Genomic DNA, 22492 nt, shown 5'->3' with positions numbered 1-22492 from the left:
CCCCACATGAAACGCAGACACCTGATCGCCGCCGCCGTCGCGGCCCCCCTCCTCAGCCTGAGCGGCCTGCAAGCCCAGGCCCAGGTCATTGACCTGAATGACGCCATCAACAAGGCCGGCCGCCAGCGCATGCTGAGCCAGCGCATGGGCAAGGCCTGGCTGGCCCTGCTGCATGGCATCGAGCAGACCAGCGCCCAACAGGTGCTGGACAAATCGATGGCCTTGTTTGACCGCCAGCTGACGGAGCTCAAGGCCTTTGCCCCCAACGCCGCGATCAAGCTCACCTACGGCCAGCTGGAGGCCGCGTGGAGCGACTACAAGAGCGCGCTGGTGGGGACGGCGCCGGACAAGAGGAACGCGCTGGCCTTGCTGCAGCAGGACGCCAAAGTGCTGGCCCTGGCGCACCAGGGTACCGTGCAGTACGAAGCGGCCTATGGCAAACCACTGGGCAAGCTGGTCAACATTGCGGGGCGCCAGCGCATGCTGAGCCAGCGCATGGCCAAGTTCTACCTGGCCGCCCGGCTGCCGGTGGACGCCGGCACCGCCAGCCTGGAGATCGGCAAGGCGCGCACCGAGTTTGTCAACGCCATGGAGATCCTGCGCAACGCGCCCGAAGCGACTGCCCGCATCAAGGACGAGCTGCAGTTGGCCGAGGGCCAGTGGGTGTTTTTCGACATCGCCCTGCAAAAGCTCCAGGACGGTCAAGGCAGCAGCAAGTCCCTGACCGAGGTGTTTGTCAGCAGCGAAAACCTGCTGAGCGTGATGGACCGTGTCACCGGCATGTATGCCGCCGTGAAAACCTGATTTTTATTGACTAAAACTGCCTCTAGCCCTTATTTAATAGGCGTAGGCAGCTATTAAAGGAGTAGCGAAATGACTGAATGGACCACTATCTGCCGCGTCGAAGACATCCCCGTTTTGGGCTCGCGCCGCGTCGCCCGCGCCCAAGGTCTGGATGTAGCCGTGTTCCGCAATGACAGCGGCGAAGTCTTTGCCTTGCTGGACCGCTGCCCGCACAAGGGCGGCCCGCTGTCGCAAGGCATTGTGTTTGGCACCAGCGTGGCCTGCCCGCTGCACAACTGGACCATCGGCCTGTGCACCGGCCAGGCCGCCGCACCCGATGAAGGCTGTACGCCGAAGTTCAGCGTCAAGGTGGATGACGGTCAGGTGTTTTTGCAAAGCGCCGAGCTGGCCAGCCATGCAACCGACCTGACGCGCCCCATCGCCGGTCCGGTTCGCAAAGAAACCAGCTGCACCTGAGCGGCGTGCAGGTCGGTATGAGCATTCCATGGCCTAAGCGCCCCCCGTTGATTCGAGAGCAGGAGAAAAAATGATATTCGGTCGAACAAATCGCAAGCCCATCTCCATCCCTGCCAAGGAAGTCAAGGAGTGGAAATACACGACCTGCAACTACTGCTCCACCGGCTGCGCCATCGAAATCGGCCTGAACGACAAAGGGAAGATCGTGACCAGCCGCGGTCATGCCGGGGCCGATGTCAACCGCGGCAAGCTGTGCATCAAGGGCCTGCTGGAGCATGAACTGTTCGACTCCCCCGGACGCGGCACCATGCCTTTGATGCGCGATAAGGCGCACCTGCCGTTTCAACCCAGCAACTGGAACGCGGCGCTGGACAAGACGGCGGAAAAAATCAAGGAAATCCAGGCCAAGTACGGGCGCGACGCCTTTGCTGTTGTCTCCACCGGCCAGCTGCTGACCGAAGAGTTCTACACCCTGGGCAAGCTGGTGCGTGGCCAGATCGGCACCAACAACTACGACGGCAACACCACGCTGTGCATGGCGTCGGCCGTGTCGGGCTACAAGCGCTCGTTTGGTTCGGATGGCCCGCCGGGCTGCTACGACGACTTCGAGCACACGCACTGCTTCATGGCCTTCGGCTCCAACCTGCCGGAGCAACACCCCATCATTTACTGGCGCCTCAAAGAAGCTTTGGAGAAGCGCAAGTTCCCGCTGATTGTGGTGGACCCGCGCGTCACCATGCTGGCGCAGTTTGCCGACATCCACCTGCCGATCACGCCGGGCACCGACACCGTGCTGATCAACGCCATGATGCATGTGATCTTTAAGGAAGGCCTGGAGGACAAGGACTACATCGCCAAGTACACGCAGGGCATCGACGAATTGCGCGCGCTGGTCGCCGACTACGACCCGGTCACCGCCCAGCATGTGTGCGGCATTGACGAAGACCGCATTCGCACCGTCGCCCGCATCTATGCCAAGGCGCCGGCCGCCATGAGCATCTGGACCATGGGCATCAACCAGTCCACGCACGGGTCGGACGGCGTGGTCGACATCAACAACCTGAACCTGATCACCGGCAACATCGGCAAGCCCGGCGGCACCAGCCTGTCCATCACCGGCCAGTGCAATGCCATGGGCACGCGCGAGTGGTCGTCCTGCTCCGGCCTGCCGGGCTACCGCGCGCTGGAAAAAGAAAAAGACCGCAAGACCGTGGCCGACTACTGGGGCATCGACGAGAGCTTCTTCCCGGCCAAGCGCGGGCTGGCGCAGACCGACATTTTCCCGGCCATCGAGACTGGCGAGATCAAGGGCCTGTGGCTGATCGCCACCAACCCCATGACCTCCATGGCCAACCAGCCGCGCATTCGCAAGGCCATGGAAAACCTGGAATTCCTGGTGGTGCAGGACGTGTACGAAGACGTGGAGACCAACAAATACTCGCACGTCTTTCTGCCCGCCGCCGTGTGGGCCGAAAAAGAAGGCTGCCACACCAACACCGAGCGCCGCGTCAACCTGACGCGCAATGTGCTGCCGGCCTACGCCGACTCCAAGCCGGATTTCTGGATCTTCAACCAGATGGCCAAGCGCTTTACCGACCGCAACATCATCCATTTCCCGGACACGGCCGAAGGGGCGTTCGATGAGATGAAAGAGCTGTCCAAGGGCGAGGGCCGCACGCTGGACATCTCGGGCATGAGCTACGACCGCATCGAAGCGGCACGCGGCATTCAGTGGCCCTACTCGGAAGCGCAAGCCGATGCGGACACCCAAAAGATCGGGCTATCGGACCCCTTCGAGATGAAGCTGCGCATGCCATTTGACGGCAATCCGCGCCTCTACACCGATGGCGTGTTCCAGACTTACTCTGGCCGCGCCAATCTGATCCCGGTGCGTTTCGTCAACAACAACGAATGCCCCGACACCGAGTACCCGTTCTGGCTCAACTCGGGCCGCGTGGTGGAGCACTTCCACACCCGCACCCGCACCGGCAAGATCGGCAACTGCAACAAGTTCAGCCCCACACCCTACATGGAGATGAACCCCGATGCCGCGGAAAAGCTCGGCATCGAGCACCAAAGCTATGTGCGCGTGGTGAGCCGCCGCGGCGATGCCATCGTCATGGTGCAGCTCACGCAACGGGTGGGCAGCGACATGTTGTTTATCCCCTTCCATTTTCATGACTGCGTGAATCGCCTGACGCTGGGCCTGCTGGACCCGCACTCACGCCAACCCGCGTTCAAGCAGAACGCGGCGCGGGTGGAAAAAATCGACCAGCAAGAAGCCGCACGTTTGAACCTGGAACGCAGGGCTTTTTGAGACATTGCGGGGCGGACCGCAGCAACACACAGTGCGCAAGCTCTGTCCTCACTGACTAAGGATGAATGCCATGAAAGACAACACCCTACGGAAGAACGCCCTGGTGGCCGATCCCAAAAACGGCTGCGGCAAACCCGGGTGCGCCAGCGGCGGCTGCGGCTCCCAAAAAGCGGCAGAGAAAAAAATCTGGGAGATCCGCACCGAGGAGCAGGTCTACGCCTTTCTCAAAGACACGACACATGCCGACACCAACCGCTACGGCCAAAAGATTGACCTAATCGCCCACACCGCCAACAAGCTGCCGGTCGGTCGCTCCATGTTCATCAACGAGAACCCGGCTGTGGGCACCAACCCCAACCGCAACAAGCAGCACGGTTTTTTCTTCACGGCGGACAACTGCATTGGTTGCCACGCCTGCGAAGCCGCGTGCAGCGAGAAAAACAACAACCCGGCGCACCTGGCATTCCGCTCGGTCGGCTATGTGGAGGGCGGCAGCTACCCCGACTACAAGCGCATGAACATCTCCATGGCCTGCAACCATTGCGATGACCCGGTCTGCCTCAAGGGCTGCCCGACCCGCGCCTACACCAAGCATGTGGAGTATGGCGCCGTGCTGCAAGACCCGGAAACCTGCTTCGGCTGTGGCTACTGCACCTGGGTCTGCCCCTACAACGCGCCGCAACTCGACCCGGTCAAAGGCCAGGTCTCCAAATGCAATATGTGCGTGGACCGGCTCGAAGTCGGCCTGAAGCCCGCCTGCGTGTCGGCCTGCGTGGGCAACGCGCTGGACTTCGGCGTGATCGAAAACATTCCGGGCGGCCGCGAACAGGCCCGTGTCGAGATCCCCGGGTTCCCGTCGCCCGAAATCACCCAGCCCAACATTCGCTTCCAGCAGATCAAGCAACTGCCGGACGAGATGAAGCGCACCGACTCCATGCCGGTCAAATACCACAAGGACGACAAGGGCCGCTACCGCCCCGCCATTGACCAGAAGAAGGGCAAAGCCAAACACTGGAACCTGGCGCGCCTGAGTTCGCGTGAAAACCCGCTGGTGCTGTTCACGCTGGCAGCGCAGACGGCGGCTGGCGCCTTTGCGCTGGCCTTCCTGGGCGCGCAGGCGGGCTTGAGCGGCTTCGCCGGCTTTGCGCAGTCGGCGCTGTATGCGCCGCTGGCCATCGTCTGCTTTTTGCTAGTCGCCTTTGGCCTGTTCATGTCCACCATGCACCTGGGCAAACCCCAGCGCTTTTACCGCGGCTTCAACAACTTGCGTCACTCGCCGGTGTCGCGTGAAGGCCTGGGCATTGCCATCTTCATGGGCGCGCTCGGCATGCACATTCTGTTCAGCCTGCCGGGCAACACCTTGGTGCAGTCCCTGTTCAGCGCCGTGTTTTCCAGCGATATCAACGTGCTGATCAGCTTTGATCGCGCCGCTGCCCTGGCCCGCGTGTTTGGCTACCTGGCGGTGCTGGGCAGCGCCGCCGGCCTGTACTACATGTACCGCTGCTACCGCATCAAGGCGCGTCCGTTCTGGAACCATTGGCAAGTCGGCACAGCCTTCGTGGGCAGCATGTTGTCCCTGGGTTCGCTGGTGGTGGGCGTCGTGGTGATTTCCACCCTGGCCTTTGCCGGTGAAGACTACTTGAATGTGACGCTCATCTGCGCCGGCGTATTGAGTCTGGGCATGTTGATTGAAGGTGTGGGGCATACGGCGCATGGCCGCGACATGGGCCTGGCCGAGCATGAAGGCGGCGCGTCCTACTATGTGCAGACCACCACATTCGGTAAAACCTATGTGCTGCGCAACGCCTTGCTGGGTCTGAACCTGGTGTTGGTTGTTGGCCTGCTAATCAGCATGCTGGCCTTCAATGCCGTCAATGTCTATATGCTGCTGGGCTTGGCCCTGGTCGGCGCCACCTTGATTGCCACCAGCGTGATTGGCCGGGCCCTGTTTTACGTGCTGGTGATTCCCACCACCATGCCAGGCGCCTTCTTCTGGAAGAACAAGGGCTTTGAAGACCATGCCCGGGACATCGGCCTGGCCAACATGCCGCAAGTGGGCGTGGCGCCGCTGCGGCACTGAGCCGGAATCAAGCCATGCAAATCGAAGACCTGCTCCTAAAAACCTGCGTCATCGGCGTCTCGTACTTTGATCTGCAAGGCGAGCTGATGAAGCAGAACCAGTATGCCGGCCAGGTGGTCAAGGTAGACGCGGAGCAAGGCATCAGCATCCAGCTCCGTCACAGCGACGCGGCGGTCAAAGTCGCAGAGTTCATCGTGCCGCCCCATCTGGATGCCTGGTTCAAAGCCCCGCCGGGGCGCTATCAGCACGCCGCCTCGGGCGTCGATATGGAAAATCCCGACTACCTGGTCACCTGGAACGTTTACCGCACCCAGGAAGACACCGCTGAAGGCCAGCACGAGTGGTGGGAATGGGTGCCAAACACCGAGCGACCGCAGGTGGGGCAAAGTCCAGACATGACCCCGAGCGCTTAGGGCTTGACCTATTCGTTGACAATTGGCGCCCCATGCGCATTGACAACTCCACCAAACTCACCGGACATGACTGAGACAAAATCCACCTGCCCCTACTGCGGCGTTGGCTGCGGCGTGATCATCGCGTCCGAAGGCAGCCAGATCACCGGCGTGCGCGGCGACCCGGATCATCCCGCCAACTTCGGCCGGCTGTGCACCAAGGGCTCCACGCTGCACCTGACCGCCAGTGCAGTCGTCAACCAGCAAACCCGGCTGCTGCAACCGATGCAGCGCTTGCAGCGGGGCGCCCCACCCCAGCGCACCACCTGGGACAGCGCCCTGGACCTGGCGGCCGGGCGTTTTGCCGACATCATCCGTAAGCAAGGGCCGGATGCGGTCGGCTTCTACATCTCGGGCCAATTGCTCACCGAGGACTATTACGTCTTCAACAAGCTCGCCAAGGGGCTGATTGGCACCAACAACATCGACAGCAACTCGCGCCTGTGCATGAGCAGCGCGGTGACCGGCTACAAGCAGACGCTGGGGGCGGATGCGCCGCCGGCCTGCTATGACGACGTCAACCATGCCGGCACGATTTTCATCGTCGGCTCGAACACCGCCTACGCGCACCCGATTCTGTTTCGCCGCATTGAAGATGCGCGCCAGGCGAATCCGGCGTTGAAGATTGTGGTGTGCGACCCGCGCCGCACCGACACGGCTGAGATCGCCGACCTGTTTTTACCGATCCAGCCCGGCACCGACGTGATGCTGTTCAACGGCATGCTGCACACCATGCTGTGGGAAGGCTGGCTGGATACCGCATACATGGCCGACCACACCAGCGGCTTTGACGCGCTCAAAGCCACGGTGCGCGATTACACGCCGGAGCTGGTGGCCCAGACCTGCGGCATCTCCAAGGACGACCTGCTGCAGGCGGCGCGCCTGTTTGCCGGCGTGCACGCGGGTAATGCCGCCAACCCGGCACAACGCAGCCCGACGCTCAGCCTGTACTGCCAGGGCCTGAACCAGTCCAGCAGCGGCACGGCCAAGAACGCCGCCTTGATCAACCTGCATCTGGCCACCGGGCAGATTGGCAAACCCGGCGCCGGGCCGTTCTCGCTCACCGGCCAGCCCAACGCCATGGGCGGACGCGAAGTCGGCGGCATGGCCAACTTGCTGTCGGGCCACCGCGACCTGAACACCCCGGCCCACCGCGCCGAAATCGCCGCGTTCTGGGGCCTTCCTGAGGTGGCGGCCAAGCCCGGCAAGACAGCAGTCGAGATGTTCCAGGCCGCCGCCGACGGCGAAATCAAGGCACTGTGGATTGCCTGCACCAACCCCGCGCAATCCATGCCCGACCAGGCCACCGTGCGCCGCGCGCTGGAGCGCGCCGAATTCGTGGTGGTGCAGGAAGCCTTCGCCGGCACCGCAACCTGCCGCTACGCCGACTTGCTGCTGCCCGCCACCACCTGGGGCGAAAAAGAAGGCACGGTGACCAACAGCGAACGCCGCATCAGCCGGGTGCGCGCCGCCGTCCCCGCGCTGGGCGAGGCCCGCCACGACTGGGCCATCGTCGTCGATTTTGCGCAACGCCTGGAAGCCATGGGGGTCGGGTCCGAAGTCAGGCTGCCAGCCTCACCGCAAACCCTCTTCCCCTACCCCACCCCGGAATCGATCTGGCTCGAACACCGCGAATCCACGCGCGGCCGCGACCTGGACATCACCGGCATGTCCTACCCCCTGCTGGAGCAGGCGCCCCGGCAATGGCCCCTGGTCGAGGGCGAAACGCAGGGTAAGGCGAGGCTGTACGAGGATGGCATCTTCCCCACGCCCGACGGCCGCGCGCGCTTCGTCAACACGGTCTACAGACCAGTGGCCGAGCCGCGCGAATCGCGCTACCCGTTCTCGCTCACCACCGGCCGCCTGCGCGACCAGTGGCATGGAATGAGCCGCACCGGTACGCTGGGCCGGCTGTTCGGCCATGTGCGCGAGCCCACCGTGCAGATGAACCCGCAGGACATGGCCCGCCGCCTTCTCAAGGAGGGCGACCTGGTGCACGTCACCAGCAAACGCGGCTCAATTCTGGTGCCCGTGCAAGCCAGCGCTGACCTCGGAATGAGCCAGGTCTTCATGGCCATGCACTGGGGCGAGGAGTTCCTGAGCGGCATCAGCTCCACCGGTCAGCGCCTGGCTGGCGTCAACGCTCTCACCACCCCGGCTTATTGCCCGGACTCCAAGCAGCCCGAGTTCAAGCACGCCGCCGTCAAGGTTTTGAAGGCCGACATGCCCTGGTCCCTATTGGCCGTGGCCTGGCTGCCAGCAGATCGCGTGCTGTCGGCGCGCACCGAACTGCAGCAGTTGATGAGCCATTTTGCGTACGCCAGTTGCGTGCCGTTTGCCAACAACGTGCCGCTGGATGCCCCCGGCCAGGAGCGCAGCGGTCTGCTGTTTCGCGCCACCACGTTTGAAATTCCGGCGGACGACGCACTACTGACGCAGATCGAGGCCCTGCTCAACCTGGACAAGCCCCAAGTTGTGCGCTATGCCGACAAAAAGCGCGGCCAGCGCCGTGCCGCCTTGCTGCAACGCACAGCGACCAACACCACGCTGGAAGGGTTCATGCTGGCCGGCGACACCAGCGCCCAAGGCTGGATCACCACGCTGCTGCAAGACGAGTTGCCGGCACAAGCCTATGGCCGTGCCCTGCTGCTACCCGGCGCCAAACCGCCGGTCCAGGTGGTGTCGCGTGGCAAACAGGTGTGCGCCTGCTTCGACGTGACCGACGTGGCGATCAGCGCGCAGCTGGCCAACTGCCACGGTTCAGGCAAGGAGCGGCTGGACGCGCTGCAGTCCGCACTGAAATGCGGCACCAATTGCGGCTCCTGTGTGCCCCAGCTGCAGCGCATGGTGCGCGACACCCTGGCGCCCAGCCTGCAAAGCGCCTGAGCCGGCCGGAACGCAGACAAGCTTTCAGACCCCAAGTCATCCACGTTCACGGACAATCCGCGCATGAGCATCGGCAAATACATCAAAATCATCGGGCGCGGCAAAGACGGCGCGCGTTCCATTCCGCGCGAACAAGCCGCCGACCTGTTCGGCCAGGTACTGGACGGCGAGGTCACCGACCTGGAGATCGGCGCGTTTTGCCTGGCCATGCGCATCAAGGGTGAAACGCCGGAAGAGATGGCTGGTTTTCTGGACGCCACCCATGCCCGGCTGTTGAAGATTCCCGTGCATGGCCGCACCGCCGTGGTGCTGCCCAGCTACAACGGTGCACGCAAGCTGCCAGTGCTCACGCCGCTGCTGGCACTGTTGCTGGCGCGCGAGGGCTTGCCCGTGGTGGTTCATGGCACACCCACCGAATCCACCCGCGTTTCTGCACAAGATGTGCTCGTGGCCCTTGGCATACCTGCGCAAACGGCTATCGAAACCATAGTGAATGGGTGCGTCCAGTTTGTCCCGACCGGCCTGCTATGTCCCGGCCTGCAGCGCCTGCTGGACGTGCGCCGCGTGGTCGGCCTGCGCAACCCGGCGCACAGTCTGGTCAAGCTGATGAACCCCTGCGACCACCCGGCCGTGGTGGTAGGCAGCTACACCCACCCGGAATACGCGCTCTCCATGGCGGCGACCTTGCGCCTCGTGCAGGCGACGGCCTTGCTGCTACGCGGCACCGAAGGCGAACCCGTGGCCGACCCGCGCCGCACGCCCGTCATGGATGCGTTTGCCGACGGCGAGGTGACCCGGTTGCAGGAGATGCTGAATGGCTCCCTGACCGAGGTGCCAGGCTTGCCGGCGCCGGACGTGCAAAGCACCACCCGCTGGATCCGGGCGGTGCTGGACGGGCAGGAACCCATTCCTACCCCGATTGCCCTGCAGGTGGCACACATCGTGCAACTGTCTGACCAAACGAGGACGACACCATGACACCCCCCCCATCCCCCCTGACCGGCCAAGGCAGCTGCACCCTCGTCGGGGCCGGCCCGGGCGACCCCGAACTGCTCACCATCAAGGCCGTCAAAGCCATCCAGGTCGCCACCGTGCTGCTGGTAGACGATCTGGTCAGCGAGGCCATCGTCGCGCTGGCCTCGCCCACCGCCCGCATCATCCATGTGGGAAAACGCGGCGGCTGCAAATCCACCCCGCAGGCCTTCATTGAAAAGCTCATCCTCATGGCCGTGCGCGAGGGCGAAACCGTGGTGCGCCTCAAGGGCGGTGACCCCTTCGTCTTCGGTCGTGGCGGCGAAGAAGTGGAGCATCTGCAGGCGGCGGGCGTGCGCGTGACGGTGATCAACGGCATCACGGCCGGCTTGGCCGCCGTGACCTCCCTGGGCGTGCCGCTGACGCACCGCGAACATGCCCATGGCGTGGTGTTTATCACCGGTCACGCCAAGCCCGGTAGCACGGGGACCGACTGGAAGGCACTGGCCGCCACCGCCCACAGCGCCCGGCTTACCCTGGTGATTTACATGGGCGTGAGTGGCGCGCACAGCATTCAGGACCAGTTGCTGACTGGCCTGCCCGCCAGCACGCCGGTGGCCGTTATCCAGAATGCCAGTCTGACGAGCCAGCGCCACGCGGTCTGCACCCTGGCGGAGCTGCAACGCACCATCACACGCGAAAAACTGATGAGCCCGAGCGTGATCGTGGTGGGCGACGTGCTGCAGGGCACGCTGGCATTGCAACAAGCACTGCCGGAAGCGCGCACCGCTCGCGCTTGAGGCGGGCGAAGCCTCAACAACGCCGCAGGTCAGCGGCGTTTTTTTCGCCGTTTGCGGCGCTGTATCGCCTAACAAGTTTTGACTCAAATCAACATCTGGCCCGTATATTGCGTAATCTAAGTAATAACCCTTGGAGAAGCCATGATGTTTGCCCCCACCGTTTCAGTCAAAACGCATACAAAGCCTTCATTCCTGCCCTCCTCACCCGCGCGGCCTGTCCATGTCCGACCGGCAGCCGCCAACGTATCGATGTCGCTGGTCAATCTGGCGGCGCGCCAGCGCATGCTGTCGCAACGCATGATTTTGCAAACGGTGCTGGCCGCCAGTGGCAGCGGCACTCACCTGCAGGCGGCGCAAAAAACCTTCCAGTTGTTTTGCGATAGCCAAGTCCAATTGCGCGGCACCATCACCGAATTTGATGCAGTCAGCGCCCAATTGGTGCGCGACACCTACCAGGGGTCGCAAAGCGTCGGCCCCGTCATTGAGCAATTCATGCAGCAGATGCGTACCACGCTGCAATGCATCAGCGACGGGGAGTCGCACAAGCACTCCCTGAATGCCCTGATCACCAGCACCGACAGCGTGCTTGAAGCACTGAACACCGCGACCACAACCTTTGACAACATCAGCAAAGGCAAGTCGACCTTGTTGATGCAAGAGCTGAGCAGCATCGTGTCCGACATCCAGACGGTGGCCCGCGAGGCCAAAGTCGTCAGCTTCAACGCCCAGGTGATGGCGGCCCGCGCCGGCCAGCATGGGCGGGAGTTTGCCGTGGTGGCCAATGTCTTGTCAGGCATCACCGTAGAAATCGACGGTATGTCACGCAAGGCGGTTGATCTGGTGGCCCGGAACAAACAGGCCAGCTGAGGTCCAGCGGTCTCTGAGGGCTGCGTCTACACTGCGGCCCATGCAAAATTTTGACGTTGTGATCGTGGGCGCCGGCGCAGCCGGCCTGTTCTGTGCGGGGGTGGCGGGCCAGTTGGGCCTGAAGGTGCTGCTGGTCGACCACAGCACGGCCGTGGCCGAAAAGATCCGCATCTCGGGCGGCGGGCGCTGCAACTTCACCAACGTCGGCACCACCGCCGCCAATTTCCTGGGCGACAACCCGAATTTTTGCCGTTCAGCCTTGTCGCGTTACACCCCGCGCCACTTCATCGAGTTGCTGCAAGGCCACGGCATTGCGTTTCACGAAAAGCACAAAGGACAGTTGTTTTGCGACCGTTCGGCCGAAGACATCATTCAGCTACTCCTAGCCGAATGCGATGCCGGGCAAGTGACGCGCTGGCAGCCCTGCAACCTAAAAAATATAGTGTTTTCAGCCTCTAGCCCTGACGAAACGGGCGCAGGAAGCTATGAAATAGGTAGCGACCGAGGCATGATTCACACGCGCTCGGTCGTCATCGCCACCGGCGGTCTGTCCATCCCCAAAATAGGCGCCACGGATTTCGGTTACCGTGTTGCGCGCCAGTTTGGCCTGCGTCTGGTCGAGCCACGCCCTGCCTTGGTGCCCCTGACTTTTGACGGCGACGCCTGGGCGCCCTATGCCCAACTGGCGGGCCTGTCGTTACCGGTACAAATCGAAGTGGGCAGCAAGAAGGAAAAAACAGGTTTTCTGGAAGACCTTTTGTTCACCCATCGCGGCCTGAGCGGCCCGGCCGTGCTGCAGATATCCAGTTACTGGCAAGCCGGCACCCCCATTCGGCTCAACCTGGCACCCAACACCGATATATTGCAGTCGCTCACCCACGCCAAATCCACCTCGCGCAAATTGATTGCCAACGAGCTGGCCACCCAAGTGCCCGCCCGCCTCGCCGACGCCTGGGTGCAGCAAGGCAGTGGGGTCGGCCACAACTGGCAGCGCCCCATCAACGAGGCCACCGACAAGGCCTTGACTGCCCTGGCGGAACGCCTCACGCGCTGGGAACTGACCCCCACCGGCACCGAGGGCTACAAAAAAGCCGAGGTCACCGCCGGCGGCGTGGACACGCGGGATCTGTCGTCCCAGACCTTTGAGTCCAAACAGCCCGGCCTGTATTTCATCGGCGAAGTGGTGGACGTGACCGGCTGGCTGGGCGGCTACAACTTTCAGTGGGCCTGGGCCAGCGGATTTGCCTGTGCACAGGGTTTGGCGGCCACGCTGTTGAAGGAACGCGCCCATGCGTGAATCGGCGCATTGAATTCAATAAAGATAAGGCTATAATCCTAGGCTTTGCTGGCAAACCCCCGCTGCCTGATCAACTTTATAGCGGGGAAAATCGCACGAAATACGTCAAATGGCTCGATCTCCCTTTGACTGAAGTCTGCATATTCTGGACAACATGACGTAATGACAACCATCCGTGTAAAAGAGAACGAACCCTTTGACGTAGCGCTGCGTCGCTTCAAGCGCACCATTGAAAAACTCGGCCTTTTGACTGACTTGCGCGCACGCGAGTTCTACGAAAAGCCCACTGCCGAGCGCAAGCGCAAGAAGGCTGCCGCCGTCAAGCGCAACTACAAGCGCATTCGCGCCATGCAGTTGCCCAAGAAAATGTACTGATCCAGTACCCTCTTGCAAGGCACTTAACTTGATTAAGGCCTGAAAAAAAGCTCACCGGGGACGCTCAGGTGGGCTTTTTTTACGTCTGGATCCGTTGCGCATCAGGGCAGAAACCACATTCACAAACCACCCAACAAGGAGTTCCTCCAATGTCACTCAAAGACCAGATCACCGAAGACATGAAAACCGCCATGCGCGCCAAAGACAGCGAGCGCCTGGGCACCATCCGCCTGCTGCTGGCGGCGGCCAAGCAAAAAGAAGTGGATGAGCGCGTGGTGCTGGACGACGTCGCCATGGTGGCCATCGTCGACAAACTGATCAAGCAGCGCAAGGACTCGGTGGCCGCCTTTACCCTGGCCAACCGCATGGACCTGGCGGACAAAGAATCGGCTGAGATCAAGGTGCTGGAGGCTTACCTGCCGCAGCGCCTGAGCGCCGACGAAGTGGCGACCGAGGTCAAGGCCATCGTGGCTGAACTCGCCGTTGAGCTGGGCCGCAATGCCGGGCCCGGCGACATGGGCAAGGTCATGGGCGCCGTGAAAGCGCGTCTGGCGGGCAAAGCCGAGATGGGCCAGATTTCCGCGGCGGTCAAGGCCGCCTTGGCCGGGTAAGTTAGCTTCCCGCCACCTTCATGCGGTTGACCAGGATGGAACCCACCGTCTTGGCGCCGTAGTTGTAGGTGTCAGCCCCCACGGCCTGAATGCCCTTGAGTATGGCTTTCATGTTGCCAGCAATGGTGATCTCCTGCACCGGGAAGGCAATGCGGCCCTTCTCCACCCAGAAGCCGCTGGCGCCGCGCGAGTAGTCGCCGGTGACGTAGTTCACGCCGCTGCCCATCAGCTCGGTCACAAACAAGCCGGTGCCCAGTTTTTGCAGCATGGCATCCAGGTCATCCCCGGCGCGCGTTAGGCGCGAACTCAGGATCAGATTGTGCGAGCCACCGGCGTTGCCTGTGGTTTTCATGCCCAGCTTGCGGGCCGAATAGCTGCCCAGGAAATAGCCTTGCACACACCCCGCCTCCACCACCTGGCGGGCCTTGACCTTGACACCCTCGTCATCAAACGGCGAGCTGCCTTTGCCACGTTTGACAAACGGGTCTTCCAGAATATCGATGTGCTTGGGCAGCACCTGCTTGCCCAGCGAGTCCAGCAGGAACGAGCTCTTGCGGTACAGCGCGCCGCCGCTGATGGCCTGCACAAAGCTGCCCAGCAGACCGGCAGCCAGTGGTGACTCAAACAAAACCGGGCATTCCGTCGTCGCAATCTTGCGCGACTTCAGCCGGCTCAAGGCGCGCTCGGCGGCGTAACGCCCGATCGACTCGGGCGACGCGAGGTCATCCGGGTGACGCATCGAACTGTACCAGGCATCGCGTTGCATATCATTGCCCTTGCCCGCAATCGGCGAGACCGACATGGAGTGGCGCGAGCTGGCGTAACCACCGCGAAAACCCCGCGTGTGTGCGCTGAAGAAATGCGACTGCTGGGCCGACACGCCCGCACCCTCGCTGTTGGTAATACGTTTGTCCGTTTGCAGGGCTGCTGCTTCGCAAACCATGGCCAGTTGCGCGGCCTGTTCGCTGGTGATGGCCCAGGGATGAAACAGGTCCAGGTCGGTGCGCTGCTTTGACTGCGGCGCCACATCCTTGGCATCCGGCAGCCCGGCCATGGGGTCTTCCGCCGTGAACCGGGCAATGTCATAGGCCGCTTGCACGGTTTGCTGGATGGCAGCGGTGGAGAAATCAGAGGTGCTGGCATTCCCCCTGCGTTTGCCCATGTAAACCGTCACGCCCAATGATTTGTCGCGGTTGCGCTCCACATTTTCCAGCTCGCCCTTGCGCACCGAAACGCTCAGGCCGCAGCCCTCGGACGCTTCAGCGCCGGCGTCGGTCGCGCCCAGTTTTTTGGCATGCGCCAAGGCGGTGTCGACCAGCTCTTCAAAATAGGGGCGGCTGTAGCTGAAGCCATTGTCAGCGCGGGGCTGGGCGGGGGGCGTATTGGGTTTCTTCATATCGGAGGCTATGATACTTGGCTCTGCGGAACTCCGCGTCCGCCCTTCCCCCATTTTTCCTACCATGTCACGCAAATTCAAAAAAGGCTATTTCGTCAGAGGTGAGTTCGTCGCCGAAGGCAGTGAACGCGATCTGGAGCTCAAGCGCGAACTCAAGGGCACGGACGACCAAAGCCGCACCGACCTCAAACGCGAAAGCCTGGAGCTACAAAAGCTGGGTGAAGATTTACTGACGCTGCGTGCCGACCTGATGAAACGACTGGACTTGACTGAAAAGCTCAAGGACGCCATCGCCGAGGCCAAGCGCATCACCAACTTTGAAGGCAAACGCCGCCAGATGCAGTTCATTGGCAAGCAGATGCGCCTGATCGATGAAACCGGTGTTTACAACATTCGTGCCGCACTGGCGGAGCAGAACAATGGTTCAGCCCGCGAAAACTACGCACTCCATCAAGCCGAGATCTGGCGCGACCGCCTGATTGCCGAAGAGGAGGCGTTTGGCGAGTGGATCACCCAGCACGCGGACACCGACACGCAACAGTTGCGTGCCCTGATTCGCCAGGCGCGCAAGGATGCCAAGCCCGAAAAACCCGGCGAGGCCGTGCGCCATGGCCGCGCCTACCGCGATATTTTTCAGATCGTGCGTCAGCAGCTGTTGGGCTACGACGTAACTGAAACCGGCCCGCACCAAGCAGGAGATGAAACGCCATGACCACCGGCGCCACGACTCCGTTCGACGCCATCAAGATTGGCATCGTTTCCATCAGTGACCGCGCCTCCAGCGGCGTGTATCTGGACAAAGGCTTGCCCGCCCTGCAGGACTGGCTGACCCGTGCGCTGAAAAACCCGTTGCAGTTTGAGCCCCGGCTGATTCCTGATGACCAAGCCAACATCAGCGCCACCCTGATTGAGCTGGTCGATGCCGGCTGCGCGCTGGTGTTGACCACCGGCGGCACCGGCCCAGCGCTGCGCGACGTTACGCCCGAAGCCACGCTGGCGGTGGCACACAAGGAAATGCCGGGCTTTGGCGAGCAAATGCGCCAGATCAGCCTGAAGTTTGTGCCAACCGCGATTCTGTCGCGGCAGGTGGCGGTGATCCGCGACCAGTGCCTGATCATCAATCTGCCGGGGCAGCCCAAGTCGATTCAGGAAACACTGGAAGGCCTGCGCGACAGCAACGGCGAGTCGGTGATGGCTGGCATTTTTGCCGCAGTGCCGTACTGCATCGACTTGATTGGCGGACCTTACCTGGACACCGTTGAGTCAGTCTGCAAGGCATTCCGGCCTAAAGCGGCGATACGCCCGGCCCCCTAGCGGACTGACTTGTTCCATTTCCAATTCGATGCGAGATTAGGCGCACCGCTGCAGACAGCACTTTAGTACGGCAAGGCGGGGCAACGACATATCGAATTGAATTGGGAATGGAACTACTTGCCCACCAGCTGATTGAGCTTGTCGGCCTCGAAGTGCTCGCTCAAAGCGGCATCGCCCGGCACACAGTTGGTGGCCGAACGATTGGCCTGCAGCGTCTCGATCGCCTTCCACAGCAGGGCGATCTGGTGTTCCTGGGTTGACGCGTTGTCAATCAAACCACGCATGGCCTGACTCAATGGATCGTCATTTTGCGTGACGCCGTAGGCAGAAAATCCCATCTTGGAGGCGGTTTCTTCCCGTTTGACATCCAGTTCGGCCTGGATGATGCGCGCCGGGTTGCCGACCGCCGTGGCTCCGGCCGGCACCGGTTTGGTGACCACCGCGTTGGAACCTACTTTGGCGCCGTCGCCGACGGTGAAACCACCCAGCACTTGCGCGCCCGCGCCGACCACCACATTGCGGCCCAGCGTGGGGTGACGTTTGACGCCCTTGTACAGCGAGGTGCCGCCCAGGGTAACGCCTTGGTAGATGGTGCAACCGTCGCCAATTTCGGCCGTCTCGCCCACCACCACGCCCATGGCATGGTCAAAGAACACCCGCTCACCAAGCGTCGCTCCGGGGTGAATCTCAATCCCGGTGAGGAAGCGGGCAAGGTGCGAAATAAAGCGGCCCAGCCATTTGAAGCCATGACTCCAGCATCTATGGGCTAAACGGTGTAAAACCACGGCATGCAGACCGGGGTAGCAGGTGAGCACCTCCCAAGTGGTGCGCGCCGCCGGGTCGCGGTCGAGAATGCATTGGATATCGGAACGTAGTCGGGAAAACATCGCTGAAGTCTAGCCTTTTGAAGGTTCTGCGGCTGGCGGCAAGGGTTTGTGCCCCGTGGCGGTCTGGTCCATCATTTTGGCGATACCGCGAAGAATGTGGATTTCTTCCTGCGTGACACCAGCCCGGTTGAACAGCTGATTGAGCCGGGGCATCAGCTTCTTGGGTGCCTGCGGGTCCAGAAACCCGATCGCGATCAGTGACTTCTCCCAATGCGCCAGCATGCCCGCCATCTGACTCGCGTCGGCCAGCACCGGAGCGGCAGTCGCCTCCTCGACGGCAAAGGCACCGAGGGCCAGTCGCCATTCGTAGGCGATCACCTGCAAGGCCGCCGCCAGATTAAGGGAGCCAAACTTGGGGTCGCTCGGAATGGTCAAGGCGACGTGGCAGCGGTAGACATCTTCATTGCTCATGCCAAACCGCTCGCAACCAAACAAAAATGCAATGCCTTGCTGCACCGCCACAAGCTCGGCCGGTGTCGCATTGTCCTCAGATTTACAAGGAAAATTAGCCTCTAGCCCCCGTGGAATATGCGCAAGCAGCTCCTTTTTCGATAGTACCTCGAAATGCTCGCGGGGCGTGACGGTGGGCGGGCCAAAGTCGCGCGGTGTCATGGCCGTCGCACATAGGTGGGTCATGCCGTCCAGCGCCTCGTCCAGTGTGGCAACAATGCGGGCGTTTCTCAGCACATCCAGCGCCCCGCTGGCGCGCTGGATGGTTTCCTCGCGGTTAAGCACATTAGCCCAACGCGGCGCCACCAGCACCAGGTCGGTAAACCCCATGGTTTTCATGGCGCGGGCCGCCGCCCCCACATTGCCCGCGTGGCTGGTGTTGATCAGGATAAAACGTGTTTTCATGACATCCAAAATGCGCTCGAAATTTGAAAAATCGCCGGGCGGGTAAAATCCCGCTATTGTCGCTGCCCGCATCGCCTTGCAGTCCCGTCCCGCTCTTAATCAAAACTTATGGCATCCCCCAATCTGCACCCCATGATCAATGTGGCCGTCAAGGCCGCCCGCACCGCTGGTTCCATCATCAATCGCGCCGCGCTTGACGTTGAAGCGGTTCGAATCTCGCAAAAGCAGGTCAACGACTTCGTGACCGAGGTGGACCAGGCCGCCGAGCAAGCCATCATCGAGACGCTGCTCACCGCCTATCCAGGCCACGGCATCTGGGCTGAAGAATCAGGTCGGGAACATGGTGCCAAGGACTCCGAGTTTGTCTGGATCATCGATCCGCTGGACGGCACCACCAACTTCATCCACGGCTTTCCCGTTTACTGCGTCAGCATCGCGCTGGCCGTCAAGGGCAAGATTGAGCAGGCCGTCATTTACGACCCCAGCCGCAACGACCTGTTCACCGCCACCAAAGGCCGTGGCGCTTATTTGAATGACCGCCGCCTGCGCGTCTCCAAACGCATCCGCCTGCAGGAATCCCTGATTTCCACCGGTTTCCCGTTCCGTCCGGGCGACGACCTCAACACCTACCTGCTCATGATGGGTGACATGATGAAACTCACGGCCGGCCTGCGCCGCCCTGGCGCTGCGGCGCTTGATCTGGCCTATGTGGCTGCCGGTTACACCGAGGGATTCTTCGAGGCCGGCCTACAACCCTGGGACGTGGCAGCGGGCGCCCTGATGGTGACCGAGGCCGGCGGTTTGGTCGGCAATTTCTCCGGCGACGCGGATTTCCTGGAGCAAAAAGAATGCATGGCCGGCAACCCGCGGATCTATGGCCAGATGGTGAGCATTCTGGGCAAGTACAGCAAGTTTGCCAGCGCCGGCGAAAAGGCCACTTTGCGTCAGGCGGCACAGGCCTCTGTGGCAGAGCCAGAAACCACACCCACCGCAGGCGACACACCAGACGCCGTCGCCCCTACGGCGACTGACGCGCCTTTTTAACGCCACCCCTGTAGCGCCGCCGCAAGGAGCGCTACGACGCCAGCGACCGGTCGCCGAGCTGCAGTAGCTCTATCGGCGCCGGCTTGCCAAACAGATAGCCCTGAAACAGGGTGCACCCGTTTTTCAGCAAAAAGTCGCGCTGGCCGACGGTTTCCACACCCTCGGCCACCACGTCAAACCCCAGACTTTGCCCCAGGGCGAGCACGGTGCGGGCAATGGCGGCATCGTTCGGGTCGGTCAGCACATCGCGCACGAAGGACTGGTCAATCTTGAGCTGCTGCAAGGGCAAGAGTTTGAGGTAGGACAAAGACGAATAACCGGTCCCGAAATCGTCCAGCGAGAAACGCACGCCGACCGCACGCAACTCCGTCATTTTCAGAATAGCGTCCTGGGTGTCCGTGAGCAAAAGGCTTTCCGTCAGCTCCAGTTTCAGGCGTTGCGGGTTCGCCCCGGTTTCGCGCAACAAGTCCAGTACCTGCTGCACAAATTCCGGGTGTTTGAACTGGCGGGCACTCACGTTCACCGCCATGCTCAGGCACGCGGTGGACGCGTGCGCCGACCAGCGCACCAGTTGCAGGCAGGCGACTTCCAGCACCCACTGCCCCAGCGGCAAGATGAGGCCAGTCTGCTCGGCCATGGGAATGAACTCGGCAGGCGACACCTGACCGCGCAAGGGGTGCTGCCAGCGCACCAGGGCCTCCACACCGACAACACGTGCGTGCGCGTCGACCACCGGCTGGTAAAACAACACCAACTCATTGCGCTGCAAACCGTGGCGCAAGTCCAGCTCCAGTTCGGTGCGACGGGCCACCAGCGCCTGCATGGCCGGGTCGAAAAAACGCAGCGTATTGCGCCCGGCCGATTTGGACTCGTACATCGCCAGATCGGCCTGCTTGAGCAATTCATCCATCGTCTGCTGATGGTCTTCAAACAGGGTGACGCCGATACTGGGCGTGCTGTGATGCTCCAGCGTGCCCAACAGGTACACCTGGTTCAACTGGCGCAGAATTTTCTTGCCCACGTGCTCCACCTGGGCGGTGGCCGTGGCCACATTGCGGTCCAGTTTCTGCAACATCACCACAAACTCGTCACCACCCAGGCGCGCCACGGTGTCGGCCTCGCGCACACTGGCCACCAGACGCTGCGCCACCTGCCTGAGCAGCAGGTCGCCGACATCGTGACCCTGGGTATCGTTGAGGTCCTTGAAGTTATCCAGGTCGATGAACAGCAAGGCGCCGGTCGATTTTTCGCGTCCGCTGGCCACCAGCGCCTGCTGCAGGCGATCCATCAGCAAGCGGCGGTTGGGCAGCTCGGTGAGTACGTCGTAGAACGCCAGCCGTTCAATTTTCTCCTCGGCCCGTTTGCGGGCAGTGATGTCGCGCCCTATGCCTCGGTAGCCCTTGAAACAGCCCTTGGCATCGAAAATAGGCGTGCCACTGACGGAGGCCCACACCAGGGAGCCATCCACGTGCCTGCGCTGCATTTCGAAATCGTGAAAGGTTTCATGCGCCGCCAACGCCGCCCGGTGCGCGGCCCACTGCGCCTGGCTGACACCCAGCGCGTCGGATTCCCAGCGCGTGACGCCAACAAGACTTTGCGCCGGCAGCTCATTGAATGACTCCAGATTGCGGTCCACCCGGATGAAGCGAAACTGCTCGTCCTGCTCCCAATACCAATCGGAGGAGAGTTCGGTCAAGGCCCGAAAACGCGCCTCGCTGTCTCGCAGGCTTTCCTCGGCCTGTTTGCGCGAGGTAACGTCGGTGGTAAAGCCATTCCACAGCACGGCGCCATCCACCTCCCGTTCGGGCATGGCATGCCCCAGCAGCCAGCGCACCTCGCCATCCTCAAAGCGCAGACGGTATTCATGGCGCCAGGGCGAGAGATCCCGGGCGGAAGCCCTGACCGAGGTAGTGAATGCTTCCAGGTCATCTGGATGGTGCAGTTTCAGGGTGCAGGACGCGTCTCGCATGAGATCATCAGGCGTCACGCCCCGATAGAGGTCGCGCACGGTGTCGCTGATGTAGGGAAACTCAAACGAGCCATCGGCCTTGAGCCGCAACTGAAACACCACGCCAGGCAAACGACTGGTGATTTTTTGAATGAACCCGAGCCTTTCCTGGAGCGCCAGCGAAGTCTCACGTTCATCTGTGATGTCTTGCACCACGCCAAAGGCTTCGCTGCCGTCCTCCGACCAGCTCCGCATGCGCGAGCGCAACCAGTGAACCCGCCCGTCCCGGTGATGCCACCGGTATTCCAGCATGGAGCCGTCCAACTTGGCACGGGCCTCGGCAAACTGCTGCAGATCGTCTGCATGGATGCGGCTGCGCGCGGCGGCCGCCTCCAGAACCGTCCCGGGTTCCAGTGCCGCCAGCCCATACAAGCCCTTGGACCAGCGCAAGCCGCCAACCCCGGCGCCGGATGTCCAGTACCCCACCGAGGCGAGACTCTCCATCGTTTCGAACAGTCGGACTTGCTGACTGAGCCGGTTGTTGCTCGCCTTCAAAAGCTGCTCACTGGCCAGCAATGCAGCTTGCGCCGCTCGCTCAGCGCTTACGTCCTTGACGTAACTCAGCAAATGCGCCGTGCCGCCTATCTCGATATGGGAGGCGTTGAGCTGGAGGATGAGCTTGGTGCCGTCCGGCCTGGTGAACGGAAAATCCAGATTGCGCAGGCGTCCGGATTCGCGCGCGGGCTTCACCCCGGCATCGCGCTGTGCCTTATCGGTCCAAACGCCAATCTCAACCGTGGTTCGCCCGACAACGTCCTGCACGGTCAGGCCCATGAGGCGGGTCCATTCGTCGTTGACATCCACATACATGCCATCACATGCACGGCTCAGGGAGATGGCCACCGGGCTCAGTCTGAACACCCCCGCCAGCAGCGCCTTCGACGGGTCACCCCCCAGAGGACCAGTCGCATCGGCCGCCAATTGCAGGCGGCGATGCGCATCCCGCAGTTCGTCTTGCAGGCGCTGGATTTCGTCAGCCATATTCACCGGGTCAAAACTCATTTCGGGACAGACACCCACATGACGTTACTTGGAGCGTCCATTGTGCCGCAAGCGATCTGCATGGTCTGC

General features: G+C 62.1%; 19 protein-coding genes. 15 read left to right on the top strand and 4 right to left on the bottom strand.

What is annotated here, in order from left to right; genetic code table 11:
- Nucleotides 1-6: 6 nt before the first annotated feature.
- The 12 genes from C5P05_RS32635 (at nt 7) to C5P05_RS32580 (ending at nt 13917) form a co-directional block, all read left to right on the top strand.
- Nucleotides 7-804 carry a type IV pili methyl-accepting chemotaxis transducer N-terminal domain-containing protein gene (locus C5P05_RS32635; protein WP_114974014.1) on the top strand — a complete coding sequence of 266 codons (798 nt, stop codon included), beginning with the start codon at nt 7-9 and terminating at the stop codon, nt 802-804.
- 69 nt (nt 805-873) lie between these two features.
- Nucleotides 874-1260, top strand: a complete 387-nt coding sequence (gene nirD / locus C5P05_RS32630) for a nitrite reductase small subunit NirD (protein ID WP_114974013.1) — start codon at nt 874-876, stop codon at nt 1258-1260.
- A gap of 70 nt (nt 1261-1330) precedes the next feature.
- Complete coding sequence (locus tag C5P05_RS32625) at nt 1331-3577, top strand: molybdopterin oxidoreductase family protein (protein ID WP_114974012.1); 2247 nt, start codon at nt 1331-1333, stop codon at nt 3575-3577.
- 70 nt (nt 3578-3647) lie between these two features.
- Nucleotides 3648-5657, top strand: coding sequence for a DmsC/YnfH family molybdoenzyme membrane anchor subunit (locus C5P05_RS32620; protein ID WP_114974011.1), 2010 nt, complete (start codon nt 3648-3650; stop codon nt 5655-5657).
- A 14-nt stretch (nt 5658-5671) separates the two neighbouring features.
- Nucleotides 5672-6070 (top strand): hypothetical protein, encoded by a 399-nt coding sequence (locus C5P05_RS32615; RefSeq protein WP_114974010.1) that lies wholly within the window; start codon nt 5672-5674, stop codon nt 6068-6070.
- Nucleotides 6071-6136: 66 nt separating this feature from the next.
- Nucleotides 6137-8995 (top strand): molybdopterin-dependent oxidoreductase, encoded by a 2859-nt coding sequence (locus C5P05_RS32610; protein WP_114974009.1) that lies wholly within the window; start codon nt 6137-6139, stop codon nt 8993-8995.
- Between the two features lie 63 nt (nt 8996-9058).
- Nucleotides 9059-9973 carry a DNA-binding protein YbiB gene (gene ybiB, locus C5P05_RS32605; RefSeq protein ID WP_114974008.1) on the top strand — a complete coding sequence of 305 codons (915 nt, stop codon included), beginning with the start codon at nt 9059-9061 and terminating at the stop codon, nt 9971-9973.
- Nucleotides 9970-10767 (top strand): uroporphyrinogen-III C-methyltransferase, encoded by a 798-nt coding sequence (gene cobA, locus C5P05_RS32600; protein WP_114974007.1) that lies wholly within the window; start codon nt 9970-9972, stop codon nt 10765-10767. Before ybiB ends, cobA begins: the two co-directional genes overlap by 4 nt.
- A gap of 141 nt (nt 10768-10908) precedes the next feature.
- The gene (locus tag C5P05_RS32595) at nt 10909-11634 is read left to right on the top strand and encodes a methyl-accepting chemotaxis protein (protein WP_232834751.1); all 726 of its coding nucleotides are present in this window, start codon (nt 10909-10911) and stop codon (nt 11632-11634) included.
- 31 nt (nt 11635-11665) lie between these two features.
- Nucleotides 11666-12931, top strand: coding sequence for an NAD(P)/FAD-dependent oxidoreductase (locus C5P05_RS32590; protein WP_269813980.1), 1266 nt, complete (start codon nt 11666-11668; stop codon nt 12929-12931).
- Nucleotides 12932-13093: 162 nt separating this feature from the next.
- Nucleotides 13094-13306, top strand: a complete 213-nt coding sequence (gene rpsU, locus C5P05_RS32585) for a 30S ribosomal protein S21 (RefSeq protein ID WP_011465162.1) — start codon at nt 13094-13096, stop codon at nt 13304-13306.
- A 149-nt stretch (nt 13307-13455) separates the two neighbouring features.
- Nucleotides 13456-13917 carry a GatB/YqeY domain-containing protein gene (locus C5P05_RS32580; protein WP_114974005.1) on the top strand — a complete coding sequence of 154 codons (462 nt, stop codon included), beginning with the start codon at nt 13456-13458 and terminating at the stop codon, nt 13915-13917.
- A 1-nt stretch (nt 13918) separates the two neighbouring features.
- On the opposite strand, the gene pmbA is transcribed toward C5P05_RS32580, so the two are convergent.
- Nucleotides 13919-15313, bottom strand: a complete 1395-nt coding sequence (gene pmbA, locus C5P05_RS32575) for a metalloprotease PmbA (RefSeq protein ID WP_114974004.1) — start codon at nt 15311-15313, stop codon at nt 13919-13921.
- A 64-nt stretch (nt 15314-15377) separates the two neighbouring features.
- Here pmbA and yjgA point away from each other — a divergent pair, with 64 nt between their 5' ends.
- A complete protein-coding gene (gene yjgA, locus C5P05_RS32570) occupies nt 15378-16025 on the top strand; it encodes a ribosome biogenesis factor YjgA (protein WP_114974003.1) in 648 nt (215 codons plus the stop codon).
- Nucleotides 16022-16627 (top strand): molybdopterin adenylyltransferase, encoded by a 606-nt coding sequence (gene mog / locus C5P05_RS32565; RefSeq protein ID WP_114974002.1) that lies wholly within the window; start codon nt 16022-16024, stop codon nt 16625-16627. The genes yjgA and mog overlap by 4 nt, the downstream gene beginning before the upstream one ends.
- A 113-nt stretch (nt 16628-16740) precedes the next feature.
- On the opposite strand, the gene cysE is transcribed toward mog, so the two are convergent.
- Together cysE and C5P05_RS32555 are read right to left on the bottom strand one after the other, a co-directional pair.
- A complete protein-coding gene (gene cysE / locus C5P05_RS32560) occupies nt 16741-17514 on the bottom strand; it encodes a serine O-acetyltransferase (protein ID WP_114974001.1) in 774 nt (257 codons plus the stop codon).
- A 9-nt stretch (nt 17515-17523) separates the two neighbouring features.
- Complete coding sequence (locus tag C5P05_RS32555; RefSeq protein ID WP_114974203.1) at nt 17524-18369, bottom strand: RNA methyltransferase; 846 nt, start codon at nt 18367-18369, stop codon at nt 17524-17526.
- A 108-nt stretch (nt 18370-18477) separates the two neighbouring features.
- On the opposite strand from C5P05_RS32555, the gene C5P05_RS32550 reads away from it, so the two are divergent.
- A complete protein-coding gene (locus C5P05_RS32550; RefSeq protein ID WP_114974000.1) occupies nt 18478-19413 on the top strand; it encodes an inositol monophosphatase family protein in 936 nt (311 codons plus the stop codon).
- A gap of 31 nt (nt 19414-19444) precedes the next feature.
- Here the strand turns inward: C5P05_RS32550 and C5P05_RS32545 are convergent, their stop codons facing one another.
- Entirely contained in the window at nt 19445-22402 is a 2958-nt protein-coding gene (locus tag C5P05_RS32545) for an EAL and GGDEF domain-containing protein (protein ID WP_198674933.1), read from the bottom strand.
- Nucleotides 22403-22492 lie beyond the last annotated feature (90 nt).

Source organism: Rhodoferax ferrireducens (genome assembly GCF_003347515.1).
Lineage (GTDB): Bacteria > Pseudomonadota > Gammaproteobacteria > Burkholderiales > Burkholderiaceae_C > Rhodoferax.
This window is presented reverse-complemented; position numbering and strand designations above follow the sequence as displayed.